This is a genomic window from Polaribacter sp. M10, from assembly GCF_054968445.1.
The window spans coordinates 62,612-80,882 of record NZ_JBSSBG010000007.1 but is presented as its reverse complement, the minus strand read 5'-3'; the positions used below and the strand labels follow the sequence as shown (position 1 = coordinate 80,882).

Sequence of the window (18,271 nt, the reverse complement as noted above, 5' to 3'; positions counted from 1 at the left end):
ATATAGAATGGAAGCTCCCAAGAACGAACAATTTAGAGATAGTATTGGTACTATAAACGAAGATGGTAAACGTTCTTGGGTATTTCCAAAAAAGCCAAGTGGTAAGTTTTACAAGTACAGAAGTTACGTTAGTTACTTGTTACTTGCTATTTTATTAACATCACCATTTATAAAAATAAATGGAAACCAGTTTTTACTATTTAATGTTTTAGAACGTCGTTTTAATATCTTCGGATTTCCATTTTGGCCACAAGATTTTCATCTTTTGGTAATATCAATGATTACTGGAGTTGTATTTGTAATTCTATTTACAGTAGTTTTTGGTAGATTATTCTGCGGATGGATTTGCCCACAAACCATTTTTATGGAAATGGTTTTTAGAAAAATAGAATATTGGATTGATGGTGATAGAGGAAAACAAATTCGTTTAGAAAAACAACCCTGGAATGCCGAAAAAATTAGAAAAAGATTGCTAAAATGGTTCATCTTTTTTCTAATTTCTTTTTTAATTGCAAATGTATTTTTAGCGTATTTAATTGGTGGAGATACAGTAATTAGCTACATCACAGGCAATCCTTTAGATAATATTAGAACCTTAATTTCATTATTAATTTTTACAGGGGTTTTCTATTTTATTTTTGCATGGTTTAGAGAGCAAGTATGTATTATTGCTTGTCCTTATGGCAGATTACAAGGAGTTCTATTAGATAATAAAACCATTAATGTTGCTTACGATTATAAACGTGGAGAAAGAGAATTAGGACGTTCTAAATTTAAGAAAAACGAAGACAGAGAAGCTTTAGGAAAAGGAGATTGTATTGATTGTAAACAATGTGTAGTAGTTTGCCCAACAAACATAGATATTAGAAATGGAACGCAATTAGAGTGTGTAAATTGTACAGCATGTATAGACGAATGCGATCATATTATGGAAAGTGTAAACTTACCAAAAGGTTTAATAAGATATGCTAGCGAAGAAAATATTGCTGAGAAAAAACCTTTCCATTTTAGTGCAAGAATGAAAGGATATACTGCAGTATTGTTAATTTTAATAGGTGTTTTAGTTGGGATGTTATTTTTAAGAAATAATGTAGAAGCTACCATTTTAAGATTACCAGGTCAATTATACGAGCACAAAGAAAATAACGTTATCAGTAATGTTTACACTTATAAAGTAATTAATAAAACTACCAAAGATATAGAAGATGTAAATTATAAAATTCTATCTCATAAAGGGGTTATTAAATTGGTTTCTAATCATAGTTTTGTAGTGCCAAAACAAGGTTTAGCAGAAGGTACATTGTTTATTGAGCTGAATGCTGCTGTTTTAAAGGATGATAATATTGATATAGAAATTGGTGTTTTTAGTGGCGATAAATTAATTGAAACTACAAAAACAAATTTCTTAGGCCCAAGGAGTTATAGATAAATAATTATAAGTTATTATAAAGGTAATAAGGATTCTTATCACTAAAAATAAATAAGAAAATAAACAAAGTTATTTCGACGAAAGTAGAAATTTCAAAAAACAAGAAATTATGAAATTTAATTGGGGAACAGGAATCGTAATTACCATTATTGCATTTATTGCTTTTATCATGTATTTCGTAATTACAATGAGTACAGATCATGCTTATAGCCACGATTTAGTTACGGATAAATATTACCAAGCAGAATTAAATTATCAACAAGAAATTGATGCATCACAAAATGCTATTAATTTAGAAGAAAAAATAAAAGTACAGAGAGATGCCAAGGGATTAAGAATTGAATTTCCAGCAGATTATCAACCAAAAGAACTAACAGGAAAAGTGTTCCTATACAGACCATCTAATAAACAATTAGATTTTGAAATGCCTATTTCAATTTCTAAAACATATTTGCTCGTGCCTGAACAACGTTTATTAGATGGTCGTTGGAACATTAAAATTCAATGGAACTATAAAAATAAGGATTATTTACTAAAAAAAGAAATTGTTTATTAATGCTTTTATCTGCAATCATATTTGGTTTATTGGGTAGTTTTCACTGCATAGGCATGTGCGGACCAATAGCCTTTATGTTACCTGTAGATAGACAAAAACCGGTAAAAGGTTTTTTTCAAATAGTAAGTTATCACCTAGGTAGATTGTTTACTTACAGCTTAATAGGTTTGTTGTTTGGGTTTTTAGGTAAAGGGTTTTATTTATTCGGATTTCAACAGCAAATATCAATAATTATTGGAGTTTTAATGATACTTACTATCATTTTTCCTAAAATTTCACATAAACTTTCTGTATCAAAAAAAATAAGCACCATTATTTTAAAAATAAAAAATGCCTTAGGTAAAGAATTAAAAAAGAAAGGTAATGATACTTTTTTTACCATCGGTTTCTTAAACGGATTTTTGCCTTGTGGTTTAGTATATATGGCACTTTTAGGAGCTATAGCTACATCTAATGCTTTTTTAGGAAGCTTGTATATGTTTTTATTTGGCTTAGGCACCATACCTTTAATGACTGCCTTTGTATACCTTGGTAATTTTACAAAAGGTAGTTTTAGAAACAAAATTCAAAAAGTAATACCAATTTTGGTTATATTTATTGGCGTTTTTTTTATCCTTAGAGGTCTAGGTTTAGGCATTCCTTATATATCTCCAGCGCCAGTTGTGGAAATTTCTGACCAGACTTTTATAAAATGTCATTAGGATATTTTTAGAATTTACTTGTCGATACTAAATTCATTTTAGTCGATACTAGTTTAGTCTTCAACTGATGAAAATTTTTTACAAAAAAAAAATAGCCTATTTTCGCTTTGTTAAATAAACCTAAAATGCATAAAAGTGTATTAAAAATCTTATTAGTTGAAGATAATAAAATAGAAATAATTAAACTAAAAAGATCTATTTCTAAAGAACTTCAAAACTATGCTTTAACTATCGCAGAGAATGGTAGAGAGGCTTTAGCTTCTATAAAATTAGATGTGCCAGATTTAATTTTATTAGATTTAAATATGCCTGATATGAATGGTAAAGAGTTTTTAACAATCATAAAACAAAAAGAAGATTTAAAACATATACCTGTAATTATTTTAACAACATCTAGCAATAATGTAGATATTTCAGATTGTTATGCCCTTGGTATAGCTGGCTATATTTTAAAGCCTTTAAAAATGCAGGATTATGAACTAAAAATACAAGCAATAATGAACTATTGGAATTTCAATGAATTTTTAAAATTATAAGGTATGAAAGGTATTGTTTTTACAGAATTTTTAGAATTAGTAGAAGAGAAATTTGGTTTAGAAATGGTTGATAAAATTATTTCTGCTTCAGAATTAGAATCTAATGGAATTTATACATCAATAGGTACCTACAGTTTTTCAGAAATGTTACAATTACTGCAACATTTAAGTGCTAATACCGGTATTTCTATAGATAATTTGTTATTGGTTTATGGAGAACATTTTTTTGGTGTCATAGAAACAAGTTATCCCGGTCTTTTAGCAACTTATAAAGATCCTATAGAAATGATTTCTTCTATCGAAAATCATATTCACATAGAAGTTAGAAAAATTTATCCAGATGCAGAATTACCTGTATTTATTTTAGAAGAAAAAACGGAAAACACATTAACATTAATTTATAAATCTCATAGAGCAATGCACCATTTTGGTCTAGGTTTAATGAAAAAAACTTTCGAACATTTTAACAGTACTGCAGAAATAGTTTTAGAAAAAATTAAGGAAGATGGAACAGAAGTACGTTTTCTTATTACTAAAAATTAATGAGTCAAGAGAAAATTGACATATTAGAAAGAGCGCTACAAAGACAAAAAATCGCTAGAAAACAAGCAGAAAAAATTCTTGAAGAAAAATCTTTAACACTTTACAACACTTCTCAAAAACTTAAAGAAGTAAACGAAAAGTTAGAGCGTTTAATAGACGAAAAAAATTCAGAACTTAAAGGTGTTTTCGAAAATATAAATGATGCCTATTTGGTAATTGGTATTAAAGGTAATATTCTTAAAATGAACGATGTTGCCGAAAAACTCTTTGATTTTGACCCTAATAAAATAGAGTTGAATGTTCTCGATTTAATTTATAAAGAAGATTATGAATATGCGCTAAATACTTTTTTTAAATTGCTGAAAAAAGGAAAATATTCTAATTTTATAGCAAGAATTGTATCTAGCAAAAATGAAATTAAATGGGTAAATATCAATGCAAGTATTATTTATGACAAACAAAATATACCCATTGCAGCTCAGGGGATTGTTAGAGATATTACAAAACAAAGAGAGGAACAATTAACACTAGATCTGGTTAATAATACTGCCAAATCTGTTTTAGGTAAAGAAGATATTAGTGAAATTGCTAGAGAAATATCGAGCAATATTGCCAATTATTTAGGGAATAAAGACTGCGTTCTTTATATTATTAATAAAGAAAATAATACTTTAGAACAAATTGCTGCTTTTGGAGAAAAATTAAACCTAAACAATGAATCAGAAAAAAGAATTATACCAATTGGCAAAGGTATAACAGGTACTGTTGCAGTAACAGGTATTTCAGAAATTATTGCTGATACATCTAAAGATAAAAGATATATTTCAGAAAATGTAGTCCGCTATTCAGAAATAACGGTTCCCATCATTAACGAAGGTGAAGTTATTGGAGTTATAGATGCAGAGCATAAAGATAAAAATTACTTTACCCAAGAACATAAAAAAACAATAGAAAATATTGCCAATATTGTGTCTCTACAACTTAAAAGTGCAATAGATTTAAGAGAACGAATTAAAGTAGAGCAACAAAATAAAGAATTAGTAGCAGAATTAAGAAGAAGTAATGAAGAACTTAAAGAATATGCACACATTGTTTCACACGATTTAAAATCACCATTAAGAAGTATTTCTGCTTTATCTACTTGGATTAGAATGGATAATGAAGATAAATTTGATGAAAACAGTCTTCAATATTTTAATGATATAGATTTAACCCTAGAAAAAATGGAAAATCTAATTACAGATATTCTAAAATTTTCTAGCATAAACTCAAGTTCTAAAGATAATTTAGAAATAGATTTAGATGATTTGGTTAAAAAATTAGTGCATATTATGTATGTGCCAGAAAATATTAACATCAACATTTTAAATAAATTACCAGTTGTAAAAGGAGATAGCACTAAGTTTGAACAATTGTTTCAAAACTTAATTGGTAATGCTATTAAGTTTAGTAACAAACCTAACTCTGTTATAAATATAGATTTTGAAGAACAAGATAAGTTTTATAAATTTTCTGTAATCGATAACGGAATTGGTATCGAAAAAAGACATTTCGAAAAAATATTTAAGATATTTCAATCGTTAAAAGTTTCTGAAGATTCTACAGGAATAGGCCTTTCTATCGTTAAAAAAATTATAGACATTTATAAAGGAGAAATTTGGGTAGAATCTGAAATTAATAAAGGCACAACCTTCCATTTTACCATAAAAAAAACTTAAAATTAAGTTCTAGTTTCTAAATGTCTTAAAGTCAACTACATTAAAAAAAATATTATTTGTTTAAAAAAATAGTATTAATCATTAAAAATTTATAATTTTAGTACAAAAATTATATTTTATGAAATGTATTATAGTTGATGATGAAAAACTTGCAAGAGAAATTATTAAAGCACTTTGTAAGGAATTTAAAAATTTAGAAATTGTTGATGATTTTTCGAATGCAATACAAGCCATAAAATTTTTAAATGAAAACGCAATAGATCTAATTTTTTTAGATATTCATATGCCAGATTTTAGTGGATTAGATTTTATAAAATCTTTAAAAAATCCGCCTAAAATTATTTTAACTACTTCAGATCCTAATTTTGCTTTACAAGCTTTTGAGTACGATTTTATTGTAGATTATCTTTTAAAGCCAGTTGAACAATCTCGTTTTGAAAAAGCTATTTTAAAAGCAGAAAAGAAAAGAATAACACCTATTTCTACAAATTTAAGTTCAAGTTCAGAAACCAAAGATATTTCTAACGATTTTTATGTAAATATCAATAGGCGTCTTATAAAAATAGATTTACCATCAATTTATTTAGTAGAAGCAAAAGGAGATTATATACTGATTAAAACAGATGATAAAAACTATACAGTACATTCTACATTAAAAAAAATCGAAGAGAAATTACCAGAATCGTTATTCTTAAAAGTACATCGTTCTTATATAATTAATATTAAAAAAATTATAGATATTGAAGACAATAGTGTTTTAATAAAAAAAGATGTAATTCCTATCAGTAGGTCTAAAAGACCAGAATTAATGAAACGTTTAAACTTGCTTTAGATTGTTCGTCTAAACTTAATTTCTATTTATCTATAGTTAAAATGTTAAGGACGAAAATTTATAGTTAACCTTCAAATAGCGATTATTTTCGTGGTGTTATTAAAAAGATCATGAAAAAAACAATAGCTATTATTGCTTTATTAGCCATTACTACTTTACAGGCAAAATGTTTTAAATATTTAGAAGAATATAATAAAGTTAAAAATTTTATAGATATAAAACCCAATACAAGTAAGATTTTTACTGAAATAACAGCAGAAATGCCTTCTTATTCATTACCACAAATAGTAAATACCAATTTAGTATTTAGCGTTTACAATATACAATCACCTTCTTTCAATTTTTCTTTTACAAACAAAAATAAAACAATAAATAATTCAATAGTATGCGCTAAGCATACATCAATAATGTTACCAAAAAATATCGATTTACTAAAAATTAAAAAGTTCAACTTTTTAGGCAAAACCGATGATTATAAAACCTAAAGTGGTTTAGGTCTAATCACAAAATTTCGGTTTGTGTGTTTATAAACTATGTTGGTATTTAAATATAGATTATTAGCGATAATGCAAATAAGTTTTTAAAAAATGTAATATCAATTTAAAATATATCGTCTGATAAATTCCCCAGAAGCAATCCCCTAAAATAAAAGTCCCTAATTTTATTTAAGATAGACTAAAGTTTTACTTTAGTCTATTCTTTTTTATAGAATAATTTAGGAAAAACATATCAGTTTATAGGCAAAACAAACAATAGTAAATAAACTAAATAATAGTGTACTTAATTGGTAATTATTTAAAGCAAACCTATTTTTTGTATTACAGTAAAAATTTAAATCGGTTATACAATTACCATTTAAAATCTCTTGAATTTAAAACCATTTAGAATTTAATTAATTGTTATTAAAAATATAACACGTAAAATAGTTAAATCTTTTATAGCTAATTTTATACATGCAGAAATAAAGATGATTGGCTTTGTACTTTATCATCTCTAAAAGAAATTAAATATAATATTGGTTTTTAAAAATCTACAAAAACAACTCCACTTAAAATTTGATAACAGTATTAATAAAAAGCAATTTAGTTATACTTTCACCATTTTCGTCATCATTTTGATAATCTAATTAGTGTACTAGCTCATTAACTTTGTGGTAGTAATAACGAAACTTAAAATTATTAAAAAAGGATAAAACTAAAATCAGCAATAAAAGTAGTTCGTTATTATAAGTTGTTTAGTAAAAACAAATGTAGCAGTAACTAGTGTTATAGCTGAGAAAACAATACAATTAGCAAAGAGAGATAGGGTAGTTGCTATGTCAAATAGTTTTTATGTCTCTTTTTTATAAATTTTAATTATGCAGCAAATTCAAAAACATCAAATAGAAAATATTTTAACAGAACTTTTTAACGATGCCAAAAAGGATTATTGAAAAATGGCAAAAGGTTTTGCAAAAGGTATTTTTAGACCCATAAAACCTAACGATTTTAAAAATGTGTATTTATCAATATCTAAAAAACAAGGCAAAGCTTTAAAAAAACTGATTATTGAAAATAATTTAAAAAACATTGTTGAATTTGGTACATCATTTGGAATTTCTACGCTTTATTTAGCACAAGGCGTTTTAAAAACAGGTGGGGCTATTGTAACCACAGAATTAATTGAGTCTAAAGCAAAAAAAGCACAAGAGAATTTTAAAAATGCGGGTGTTCAAGATTTAATAGACATAAAAATTGGTGATGCTATAGAAACATTAAAAGGATATGATAAAAATATAGATCTTCTTTTTTTAGATGGATGGAAAGATTTATATCTACCTTTATTTCAAATGTTAGCACCAAATTTTAATAACAATACAATCATTTATGTAGATAATGCAGATATGTCTAAATCTAAGAGTTTTCTAAAAACAATAGCAAAAACAAATAAATATCATTTTGAATCTAATTTTGATGATAAAGTGGTATTAATAACTTTAAAAAAATAAAAAATGAGTCAAGTAGCAATTTGCCCACTTGTGGCAGCAAATCAAAAATAAAAGATAAAGACGGAGTTGTAACGTATACAGCAGTTCAAGATGATGAAGTTTTTAAAAAAGTAGGGCAATTAAAAAAAGCAATGCAAAAATTTAAAGACAAAGCAGAACAATTAGAAAAAGAATTAGAAGCATTAAAAAACAGTCAAAAATAAAAATCATGAAAATAGCTGTAACATCAGTAACAGGTCAATTAGGTAATGCTATTGCGAATAATCTAATTGCAGAAATTGGTAAAGAAAATGTAATTGGTATTGCAAGAACTCCTGAAAAAGCTAAAAATCTTGGAATAGAAATAAGAAAAGGAGATTATAACAGTAGAGAATTGTTTAATGAGGCTTTAAAAGGTGTAGATGCACTACTTTTAGTTTCTGGTAATGATGCACCAGAAAATAGAATAGCGCAACATAGAAATGTAATTGAAGCCGCAAAACAAAATGGTGTAAAGAAAATTGTTTACACCAGTATTTTGGGTAAAGAAAGTGATACTGCTTTTAGTCCGGTTGTAAATAGCAACAGACAAACAGAAGAAGATGTAAAAACTTCGGGTTTAGAGTGGGTTATTGGTAGAAACGGAATTTACATTGAACCAGATCTCGAATATGTAGAGCAATATAAAAAAGAGGGAAAAATTAGAAATTGTGCTGGCGAAAGAAAATGTGGATACACAAGCAGACCTGAATTAGGTTTTGCGTATGCAAAAATGCTTATTGAAGATAAACATAATCATCAAGTTTATAATTTAGCTGGTAATGCCATTACACAAAGTGAACTTGCAACAGTTATAAATACAGTTTATGGTACAGATTTATCTTTTCAGAATGTAACTGTAGAAGAATATACACAAGAAAGAAAAGAAGCTTTAGGCGATTTTATGGGAACAATAATTGCAGGAATTTATCAAAGTATGTTGCAAGGTGCTTACGAGGTAACCTCCGATTTTGAAATAGCAGCAGGAAGACCACATCAATCTCCTTTAGAAATGATAAAATCAATTAAAAATAAAGCATAATTTAAAAAGTCAGTATTGTATGAAATTCATCAAAAAAAATTATGGATGGCTTATTGTCACCATTTTAGCTATTTTACCTTTAATCCCCCTTTCTAACATGTTAAATACAGTTCTTGTAAATGGTATAACAAGTACAGAAGGAGAAAATGCAATTGAAATGTTATATCATATTTCTGGTGAATTTGCCATAAGATGGATGACTGCAGTACTGACTTGTACTCCGTTTTTTATACTATTTGGTGTAAACAATTTGTTTGTAAGGCAAGCCATGGGAATTGCAACTGCAGTTTGGAGTTTTCTACATTTTATCATCTTTATTTGGGCAGATGGTTTTTTAGAAACTTTTACACAAGTTAACTATGTTGCTGGTTTTATTGCTGTTTTAATTTTAATTCCGTTGTTTTTTACATCCAATAGAAAATCGATGAAAAAGATGAAAATGAATTGGAAAAAACTACAGTCTTATGCTTATTTAGCCATAATTTTAAGTTTATTGCACATCGCAATTTTAGAAAAAACCTATTTAATTTATGCAATAATTGTGGGTTTAGGTTTTATTATTAGAATACCAATAGTTAAAAATAGATTTCTTAAAATACGTACAAAATAACTTATTTTAAAATAGGAAATAAAACCTCCCAAACATTTTTAGCCAATATTTTATGGCCTTCTTTTGTAGGATGAATTCCATCTGATTGATTTAAAGAAGGAATTCCACCAACGTTTTCTAATAAAAAAGGGATTAAGGTTAAATCATTTTTTTTAGCCAAATCAGGAAAGATATTTTTAAATTCAGAAGTGTAATCTTGTCCCATATTTGGTGGAATTTGCATACCTGCTAAAACAATTTTAGTATCAGGATATTTTGTTTTTACAGCATCAATAATAAACTGTAAGTTCTTTTTAGTGGTAGATAAATCTACACCTCTTAAACCATCATTAGCACCTAATTCTAAAATAAATATATCTGGTTTTTGATTCAAAACCCAATCAATTCTGTTTTTTCCTCCAGAGGTAGTTTCGCCACTAATCCCAGAGTTTACAACAGTATAAGACAAGCCTAAACTATCAATTTTTTGTTGTATCAATCCAGGAAAAGCATTTTCAACATCATCTAAACCATAGCCAGCGGTTAAACTATCACCAAAAAAAACAATTCTTTTAGAGGTAGTTTCATTAACTGGAGTTTTTGTTTCAGTTTCAATTGTTTTTAATGAATTTTCTGATTTTGGAGTATCAGATTTACAAGAAAACAACAATAATGCTAACGAAAAATAACAGAATTTTAAGAAAATTGTTCGGCTTATATTGTGGCTATTCTTCAACAAATGATTATTTTTCAAATTCAACATATTTTAATTTAAAGTTAAAAATAAATAATGTCAAAGATATTAAAGATTAATGATTTAGAGAAGACATATACCAGTGGTTCTAAACAATTAACAGTACTTAACAATATTTCTTTTTCTGTAGAAAAAGGGAGTGTATTTTCTATTGTAGGTCCTTCTGGTAGTGGAAAAACAACCCTTTTAGGTTTATGTGCTGGTTTAGATTATCCTACAGCAGGTACAGTTGAATTATGTGGTACTTCTTTACACGATTTAAACGAAGATGAACGAGCAGCTTTACGCAATAAAAATGTAGGTTTTATTTTTCAAAATTTTCAATTATTACCCACGTTAACAGCACTAGAAAATGTAATTGTACCATTAGAATTACAAGGTGATAAAAATGCTGCTACAACAGGAATTGAACTTTTAACAAAAGTAGGTTTAGGTGATAGATTGCATCATTACCCAACACAATTGTCTGGTGGAGAGCAACAAAGAGTAGCTTTGGCAAGAGCTTTTTCTAACAAACCTGCAATTTTATTTGCAGATGAACCAACAGGTAATTTAGACGAAGAAACTGGAGAAAAAGTAATTCAATTGTTGTTTGAATTAAACAAAGAAGCTGGTACAACTTTAGTAATTATTACCCACGATTTAGATTTAGCAAACAGAACGCAACAAATTTTACGATTAAAAGGAGGTAAGATCATTTCTAATAAAAAAACAGCTGTAATTTAATGAGTATTAATAAGTCTAAAGCAGGGTTCAATTGGTTGTTAAAAATGGCTTGGAGAGATGGTAAAGCCAGTCTTTCTAGGTTAATGCTTTTTATGGCATCTATCATTTTAGGTATTGCAGCTGTGGTTTCTATTCAGTTGTTTAGCTATAATTTAAAAGACAATATTAAAAAGCAATCCAAATCTTTAATGGGTGCAGATTTTATTATTGATAGCAGACAAAAACCATCCAAAAAAGTACAGAAAATTATAGATTCTTTAGGGGCAGACGCTTCTGAAGTCAATTTTGTTTCTATGGCTGCTTTTCCAAAAAATGAAAGTACTAAATTAGTAAAAGTAAGAGCTTTGCAAGGAGCTTTTCCTTTTTATGGAGAACTGACTACAGATCCAGAAAATGCTGGTAAATCTTATCAAAAGTTAGGTGGTGCTTTGGTTGATGCTACTTTATTGTTACAGTTTGATTTAAAGGTGGGAGATTCCATAAAATTAGGGAAAGTTACTTTTTCAATTATTGGTGCTTTAAAATCGATTCCTGGTAGTACAGCCATTTCATCTTCAATTGCACCTTCTGTGTTAATTCCTTATCAGCTTTTAGAAAAAACGGAATTATTACAATTAGGTAGTAGAACAGAATATCAATATTTTTTTAAAAATCCTACAATAGATTTAGAAGCATTAGACCAGAAAATAGATCCTATTTTAGATGATGAAAATGCTGATTTAGATACACATACAAGTACTAGTAGAAATCTTGGCAGAAGGTATGATAATGTAGGAAGGTTTTTAAATCTAGTAGCATTTATTGCACTTTTATTAGGCTGTATTGGTATTGCAAGTTCTGTACATATTTATATTAAAGAAAAATTAAAGAACGTAGCTGTTTTAAAGTGTTTAGGTGCTTCTAGAAAACAATCTTTCTTAATTTATATGATTCAAATTTTAGGCATTGGCTTAATAGGAGGAATTATTGGTGCAGCAATTGGTATTGGTTTGCAATTCTTATTTCCTTATATTTTACAAGAGTTTTTACCATTTAGTGTAGAAGTTTCTATCTCTTTTCAACCAATTTTAATGGGGATTATTCTAGGAGTTTTAATGTCGGTTTTATTTGCTTTATTGCCTTTGTTAGGTACTTGGTATGTATCGCCTTTAGAAGTTTTAAGAGGTCAAGAAGAAAATCAGCAAAAACCTAAAAAAGCAAGAATATTAGTAATTTTAGCAATTCTGTTATTCATTTTTTTATTTTCTTTTTGGATGTTAAAAAGTGCCTTAAATGGATTACTGTTTACGATCGGAATTTTCATCACTTTTGCTATTGTAGCAGGTGTTTCTAATGTATTTATCAAGCTTATAAAAAAGTATTTTCCAAGTTCTTGGGGCTTTACAAGCAGACAAAGTTTATTAAATTTATTCAGACCTAATAATCAAACAATGGTGTTAGTGGTTGCCATTGGTTTGGGTACTTTTTTAATTAGCACCTTGTATTTTACCAAAGATATTTTACTGGCAAAAACATCCATAGAAAACAAAAAAACAGATGCTAATATTATTCTAATGGATGTGCAAAGTACTCAAGAAAAAGCATTGTTACAGAATTTTGAAAGTAAAGATTTAGAAGTAATTGATAACATACCAATTATTACAATGCGTATGCATAGTATTCGTGGAAAATTAGCGAATGAAATAAGAAAAGATACCACTGTTAAAATGCGTAGATGGATGTTAAATAGAGAATTTAGAGTTACGTATAGAGATCATTTAGTAGAAACTGAAGAACTGTTAGAAGGTGATTTTACTGGTAATTTTAATGGTGAGCAACCTGTGCCAATTTCAATATCAGAAAGTATTGCAAGAGATGCCAATTTAAAACTTGGTGACAAAGTTACTTTTAATATTCAAGGTGTATTAATGAATACAAAAGTGGGGAGTATTAGAAAAGTAGATTGGGGTAGTATGCAAGTAAACTTTTTAATTCTTTTTCCTGCAGGTGTTTTAGAAAAAGCACCACAATTTAATGTTATTACAACGTATGCAGCAAACGAAGAAAGTTCAGCTGATTTGCAAAGAGATTTGGTAAAAAACTTTCCAAACATTACTATTTTAGATTTGCGACAAGTATTTACAATTGTCGAAGATATTTTAGATAAAATCTCTTGGATTATTAATTTTATGGCATTTTTTAGTATTCTAACAGGCTTTATTGTGTTGATTGGTTCTGTACGTAACAGTAAATATCAACGAATAAAAGAGAGTGTTTTATTAAGAACTTTAGGTGCTAAAAGCAAACAAATATTACAAATTACGGCTCTAGAATATGTATATTTAGGTTTGTTGGGTAGCTTAACAGGAATTTTATTGTCTTTAGTAGGTAGCCAATTATTAGCCACATTATTGTTTAAAGAACCTTTTATGCCTTCTGCAATTCCGTTTTTAGTTTTTCTGCCAAGTATTACAATTTTAGTGGTAATTATTGGTTTAAGTAATTTAAAATCGGTTTTACAAAGTCCGCCTTTAGAAGTTTTAAGAAAAGAGGTTTAGTTTTTAAAATTTTAAAGTAAAACTTTTTCTATACTGTAGTTATCATTTTAGAGATAAAAATATTTTTAAGAATGGCTAGTTTTTGTTGATGTCTTAAATCTGTTCTTGTTGCAAAATACAAGGTGTTTTCTGTTTTTACTTTTCCCTGCCAAACTAAGTGTATTTGTTGTTTTTCAATTTGTTCTAAACATAAAAAATCTGGCACTAAAGCTAATCCAGTTCCATCGCTTAAACATCTAATAATCGAAGTTATATTGGGTAAAATATAGTTTGGTTTAAAAGCAGGTTTTTTATTGAAATTTTCGAACCAAAAGCGTCTAAAGTGTTCCATTTCATTAGATGAACTATACCAAGTGTTTTGAAGCAATTCCTGTTCTAATTCTTTAAAATTATGCAATTCAATATGCTTTTGAATTTTAGTGGTATCTGTTTTATTACCTGCAATTAACACAATTCTTTCTTTAGAAAAAGGGGCATAAGCTACCAACGACTTTTTTTCATTTTGTTTTTTGGGGGTAATTACCAAATCTAGTATTCCATTGTTTAAGTCTTTAATTAGGTCTGTATGCGCACCAAATCTAGCTACCAAATCAAAATCTAATTTTGGTATTTCAGGCTCAATTATCAACTGAAACATTTCAGAACACATCCCAATATTTAAAGACGGATTTTTCTCTTGAGTTGTTTTCTTAAAATGCTGTTCTGCGCTTTCTAATTTGTTGATAGATTCTATAATAAATTCATATAAAAATTTTCCATCTTCTGTAGGAATCATTTTTCTTGAAGTTCTTTCAAATAATTTTTTACCCACATAAGCTTCTAAAGCATTTAAATGCACACTTACTCCTGGTTGCGAAGCATATAATGCAATGGAAGCCTTTGTTAAGGTACCATTTTCATAAATTTCTTTAAAAGTTCTGTACCATTCTAAATTTACCATAACTATTAATATATTTATACAAATGTATGATTTGTATTATTTTTACAATAATTATAATCGCATTAATTTTGCTTTAAATTAATAAAAGACAAATGAAAAATATATTTATAATTAACGGAGGTCATCCTTTTGCACATTCTGGAGGTAGATTTAACGAAACACTATTCAATAAAACCATTTCATTGCTTAAAAGCTCAGAAAATTTTAAAGTAAAAACTACACAAGTTGGCGATAATTATGATGCTAAGGCAGAAGTAGAAAAATTTAAATGGGCTGATGTTGTTATTTATCATACCCCAATTTGGTGGTTTCAAATTCCTTTCGGATTTAAGAAGTACATTGATGAAGTTTTTACAGAAGGTCATCAAAATGGAATTTACAAAAGTGATGGAAGATCTAGAACAAACCCAGAAATCAATTATGGAACAGGAGGATTGATGCATGGAAAAAAATACATTTTAACCACAAGTTGGAATGCACCCAAAACTGCATTTACTTTAGAAAATGAGTTTTTCGATCAAAAAAGTGTAGACGAAGGCGTAATGTTTGGTTTTCATAGAATGAATGCATTTACAGGTATGGAGTTGTTAGCAACACATCACTTTCATGATATGGAAAAAAATGCAGATGTTCCTTTAGAATTAAAGCAATACGAAGATTTTCTTACAAATCTAATGACTGATTTCTAAATCACAAATCATCAGTATTAAAAACGATAAAAAACACTAGAAATTAGGATTTAATTTAAAGGGTAAGTTTACCTTTTTCATTAACAGCATAAACTCCCCAATCTGCAATAGCTTGAACTACAGGGACTAATGTTTTACCGAAATCGGTTAAAGAATATTCTACTTTTAAAGGCGGTTTCGACGTATATACTTTTCGTTTAATTAAGCCATCTTCTTCTAGTGTTTTTAATTGTAAACTTAAAGTTCGCTCAGTAACTGTGGGCATTTCTTTTCGCAATTCGTTATAACGAAGTGTTTTTTCTCTTAAATGATATAAAATAACCGTTTTCCATTTTCCGCCAATAAATCCCATTGTTAAACTTGCACAACAAGGATATTCTTTACCATTTAAAATATACATACTATTCCCTTTTTTAAAAATTAATGATGCAAAGTTAAGATACTATCATTAATTATACAACTATACTTTTTATAGTTAATTTAACATTTTATTTAAAATACTGTTATTTAGTTATATACGATTATTTTAGACCTGATTTTTATACTATCCTTTTTGACCGTTATTGTATAACTCTTAAACTATATATACTTTTGTCACTATACTTTTGATAGTATAAAACTATTAATTAGATAAATCAACTTAAAATAGAAATAAAAATGAATTTAAGAGAAACTTTAAACTGGAGATACACTACCAAAGAATTTGATGCAAGCAAAAAAATATCTGAAGAAGATATGGCCGAAGTCAAAAATTTATTAAGAATGAGTCCTTCTAGTGTAAACCTACAACCTTGGCATTTTATCATTGCAGAAACTACAGAAGGTAAGGCACGTATGGCAAAAGGTACGCAAGGATTTTTTCATTTTAATGAGCCTAAAGTAACCAATGCATCTGCAGTAGTTTTATTTTGTGCTAAAATTGATGCAGACGATGCTTATTATGAGCACATTGCTGAAACAGAAGATAAAAGCGGAAGATTCCCAAATGAAGATATAAAAAACGGATTTTTAGGTGCTGTAAAAACGTTTGCAGGCATTCATAAATACGATTTAAAAGATTTACAACATTGGATGGAAAAGCAAGTCTATCTTAATATTGGTAGCTTTTTATTAGGGGTTGCAAGTTTGGGTATTGATGCTACACCAATGGAGGGTATTGATGTAAAAGCTTTAGATGAAGAGTTTGGTTTAAGAGAAAAAGGATTTACTGCTTTAGTAGCGGTTTCTATAGGTTATAGAACGGATTCTGATTTTAATTCAACCGAAAAAACACCAAAATCTAGATTATCAGAAAGTGAAATTTTTACTGAAATATAATCTTAATCAATAAAAACTTAGGTTATGATAAAAAAAATAGCATTTCTAATTGCTTTTACAATTACAGTATTTGCAAATGCACAAACACCAACTACAGACCCGATTAAAACTGAAAACGAAGTAGTAACAGCAGATCAGGTAGAGTGGGGTTGGTTAAATCCTTTAAGAGGTGATAAAAGTCCTGCAGCAGGTAAACTTTGGGGGGATCGTACAAAAAACGAGCCTGCTGGATTTTTAGTAAAATTTAAAAAAGGATTTTCTTCACCTCCACACATTCATAATATTACATATCGTGGAGTGGTTATAAAAGGATTGTTGCATAATGATGATGAAAATGCAGAAAAACAATGGTTGCCAGCTGGTTCTTATTGGCAGCAACCTGCAGGAGAAGCACATATTACTGCAGCTGATGGCATAGAAAACATGGCATTTTTAGACATTCAAGAAGGTCCGTATTTGGTGAAACCAACTTCGGAAGCGTTTGATAGTGGAGAAAGACCTGTTAATGTTGATAAAACCAATTTAGTTTGGTTAAATGCCAAAGATATAGAATGGATAAATGAAAAAAGTAAGGTAAAAACTGCTTTTTTATGGGGAAGTCACGAAAAAAATCAGTTGCGTGCAACACTTTTAAAATTACCTGCTGGGTTTAAGGGGAAAATTCAAAACCTAAGCCCTAATTTTAGAGCGGTTATTATTTCTGGAGGATTAACACATCAGTTTGCTAAAAACGGAGAGAAAAAGGAATTAAACGCGCCATCTTATTTTGGTGCTGAAGAAGGTGCATTTTCATTCCTATCAACAGATACAGAAACGGTTATTTACATTAGAAGTAATGGCAGTTTTAAAGTAAACGCAAAATAGAGTAATATTTGTTATATTACATGATTTAAAGTAGAAACTAAAAGCAATAAGAAGCCACTATAATATGTGGCTTCTTCTATTTTAAATTATTTAGTAGCTTTAAAAAATGTTATTTTATGCCAAGAACTATCATCCAAAACATTGTAATTGCACAATACAAAGACTAAACATTTTTTGAGTTTTTCCACTATACAACCATACGTTTTTTTGAAATTGTATATTTTGAAAAAGGAATTGGAATCATTAAAATTAATGGTAAAACTGTAGCCTATTCACCAAAAAGTTTTTTTGTTTTTATTCCTGATGATATTTATGTAGTTAATGCAGAATCGTCTACAACTACTGTAGATATTAAGTTTTTAAAGAGTTTTTTTTAAAATACAAATGCTCAAAACAAAATTTTCTGGTAAATAATTGGTTTCGAAAAATAGAAGAAATACTAAATAGTGAAAGTCATGAGTTGCGTTAAATGTACTTTGAAACCTTAGCAGAT

20 protein-coding genes and 1 pseudogene are annotated in these 18,271 nt (G+C 28.2%); 18 read left to right on the top strand and 3 right to left on the bottom strand.

The features are described 5' to 3' along the window. Positions 1 to 7 precede the first annotated feature (7 nt). From ccoG to ACWYN7_RS08680, 12 genes are all read left to right on the top strand, one after another. Complete coding sequence (gene ccoG, locus ACWYN7_RS08735; RefSeq protein WP_462859535.1) at positions 8 to 1,429, top strand: cytochrome c oxidase accessory protein CcoG; 1,422 nt, start codon at positions 8 to 10, stop codon at positions 1,427 to 1,429. 109 nt (positions 1,430 to 1,538) lie between these two features. Further along, positions 1,539 to 1,985 (top strand): FixH family protein, encoded by a 447-nt coding sequence (locus ACWYN7_RS08730; RefSeq protein WP_462859534.1) that lies wholly within the window; start codon positions 1,539 to 1,541, stop codon positions 1,983 to 1,985. Beyond that, entirely contained in the window at positions 1,985 to 2,686 is a 702-nt protein-coding gene (locus tag ACWYN7_RS08725; RefSeq protein ID WP_462859533.1) for a sulfite exporter TauE/SafE family protein, read from the top strand. Before ACWYN7_RS08730 ends, ACWYN7_RS08725 begins: the two co-directional genes overlap by 1 nt. A 125-nt stretch (positions 2,687 to 2,811) precedes the next feature. Continuing rightward, positions 2,812 to 3,222, top strand: coding sequence for a response regulator (locus tag ACWYN7_RS08720; protein ID WP_462859532.1), 411 nt, complete (start codon positions 2,812 to 2,814; stop codon positions 3,220 to 3,222). Between the two features lie 3 nt (positions 3,223 to 3,225). Beyond that, positions 3,226 to 3,765 (top strand): heme NO-binding domain-containing protein, encoded by a 540-nt coding sequence (locus tag ACWYN7_RS08715; RefSeq protein ID WP_462859531.1) that lies wholly within the window; start codon positions 3,226 to 3,228, stop codon positions 3,763 to 3,765. After that, positions 3,765 to 5,483 carry an ATP-binding protein gene (locus ACWYN7_RS08710; protein WP_462859530.1) on the top strand — a complete coding sequence of 573 codons (1,719 nt, stop codon included), beginning with the start codon at positions 3,765 to 3,767 and terminating at the stop codon, positions 5,481 to 5,483. The genes ACWYN7_RS08715 and ACWYN7_RS08710 overlap by 1 nt, the downstream gene beginning before the upstream one ends. 118 nt (positions 5,484 to 5,601) lie before the next feature. After that, entirely contained in the window at positions 5,602 to 6,315 is a 714-nt protein-coding gene (locus ACWYN7_RS08705) for a LytR/AlgR family response regulator transcription factor (RefSeq protein WP_462859529.1), read from the top strand. 110 nt (positions 6,316 to 6,425) lie between these two features. Then, positions 6,426 to 6,800: a hypothetical protein gene (locus ACWYN7_RS08700; protein ID WP_462859528.1), complete on the top strand. Its 375-nt coding sequence runs from the start codon at positions 6,426 to 6,428 to the stop codon at positions 6,798 to 6,800. A 950-nt stretch (positions 6,801 to 7,750) separates the two neighbouring features. Further along, positions 7,751 to 8,302, top strand: coding sequence for an O-methyltransferase (locus ACWYN7_RS08695; protein ID WP_462859527.1), 552 nt, complete (start codon positions 7,751 to 7,753; stop codon positions 8,300 to 8,302). Between the two features lie 20 nt (positions 8,303 to 8,322). Beyond that, complete coding sequence (locus ACWYN7_RS08690; RefSeq protein WP_462859526.1) at positions 8,323 to 8,505, top strand: hypothetical protein; 183 nt, start codon at positions 8,323 to 8,325, stop codon at positions 8,503 to 8,505. A gap of 5 nt (positions 8,506 to 8,510) precedes the next feature. Next, positions 8,511 to 9,362, top strand: coding sequence for an SDR family oxidoreductase (locus ACWYN7_RS08685; protein WP_462859525.1), 852 nt, complete (start codon positions 8,511 to 8,513; stop codon positions 9,360 to 9,362). 19 nt (positions 9,363 to 9,381) lie between these two features. Continuing rightward, the gene (locus tag ACWYN7_RS08680) at positions 9,382 to 9,972 is read left to right on the top strand and encodes a ferric reductase (protein ID WP_462859523.1); all 591 of its coding nucleotides are present in this window, start codon (positions 9,382 to 9,384) and stop codon (positions 9,970 to 9,972) included. Between the two features lies 1 nt (position 9,973). Here ACWYN7_RS08680 and ACWYN7_RS08675 read toward each other — a convergent pair whose 3' ends face one another. Then, positions 9,974 to 10,714, bottom strand: coding sequence for an arylesterase (locus tag ACWYN7_RS08675; protein WP_462859522.1), 741 nt, complete (start codon positions 10,712 to 10,714; stop codon positions 9,974 to 9,976). Positions 10,715 to 10,741: 27 nt separating this feature from the next. On the opposite strand from ACWYN7_RS08675, the gene ACWYN7_RS08670 reads away from it, so the two are divergent. Beyond that, positions 10,742 to 11,431, top strand: coding sequence for an ABC transporter ATP-binding protein (locus ACWYN7_RS08670; RefSeq protein WP_462859521.1), 690 nt, complete (start codon positions 10,742 to 10,744; stop codon positions 11,429 to 11,431). A 44-nt stretch (positions 11,432 to 11,475) separates the two neighbouring features. Next, complete coding sequence (locus tag ACWYN7_RS08665; protein ID WP_462859604.1) at positions 11,476 to 13,968, top strand: ABC transporter permease; 2,493 nt, start codon at positions 11,476 to 11,478, stop codon at positions 13,966 to 13,968. A 28-nt stretch (positions 13,969 to 13,996) separates the two neighbouring features. On the opposite strand, the gene ACWYN7_RS08660 is transcribed toward ACWYN7_RS08665, so the two are convergent. Next, a complete protein-coding gene (locus ACWYN7_RS08660; RefSeq protein WP_462859520.1) occupies positions 13,997 to 14,908 on the bottom strand; it encodes a LysR family transcriptional regulator in 912 nt (303 codons plus the stop codon). 92 nt (positions 14,909 to 15,000) lie between these two features. Between ACWYN7_RS08660 and ACWYN7_RS08655 the strand changes: the two genes are divergently transcribed. Further along, the gene (locus ACWYN7_RS08655) at positions 15,001 to 15,597 is read left to right on the top strand and encodes an NAD(P)H-dependent oxidoreductase (RefSeq protein ID WP_462859519.1); all 597 of its coding nucleotides are present in this window, start codon (positions 15,001 to 15,003) and stop codon (positions 15,595 to 15,597) included. Between the two features lie 55 nt (positions 15,598 to 15,652). On the opposite strand, the gene ACWYN7_RS08650 is transcribed toward ACWYN7_RS08655, so the two are convergent. Further along, positions 15,653 to 15,997 carry a winged helix-turn-helix transcriptional regulator gene (locus tag ACWYN7_RS08650; RefSeq protein ID WP_462859518.1) on the bottom strand — a complete coding sequence of 115 codons (345 nt, stop codon included), beginning with the start codon at positions 15,995 to 15,997 and terminating at the stop codon, positions 15,653 to 15,655. 257 nt (positions 15,998 to 16,254) lie between these two features. Between ACWYN7_RS08650 and nfsB the strand changes: the two genes are divergently transcribed. From nfsB to ACWYN7_RS08635, 3 genes and pseudogenes are all read left to right on the top strand, one after another. Then, positions 16,255 to 16,914 carry an oxygen-insensitive NAD(P)H nitroreductase gene (gene nfsB, locus ACWYN7_RS08645; protein ID WP_462859517.1) on the top strand — a complete coding sequence of 220 codons (660 nt, stop codon included), beginning with the start codon at positions 16,255 to 16,257 and terminating at the stop codon, positions 16,912 to 16,914. Positions 16,915 to 16,938: 24 nt separating this feature from the next. Next, positions 16,939 to 17,778: a DUF4437 domain-containing protein gene (locus ACWYN7_RS08640; RefSeq protein ID WP_462859516.1), complete on the top strand. Its 840-nt coding sequence runs from the start codon at positions 16,939 to 16,941 to the stop codon at positions 17,776 to 17,778. Positions 17,779 to 17,972: 194 nt separating this feature from the next. Beyond that, positions 17,973 to 18,155 (top strand): annotated as a pseudogene (locus ACWYN7_RS08635) (AraC family transcriptional regulator); the annotation flags it as partial. Positions 18,156 to 18,271: the final 116 nt, after the last annotated feature.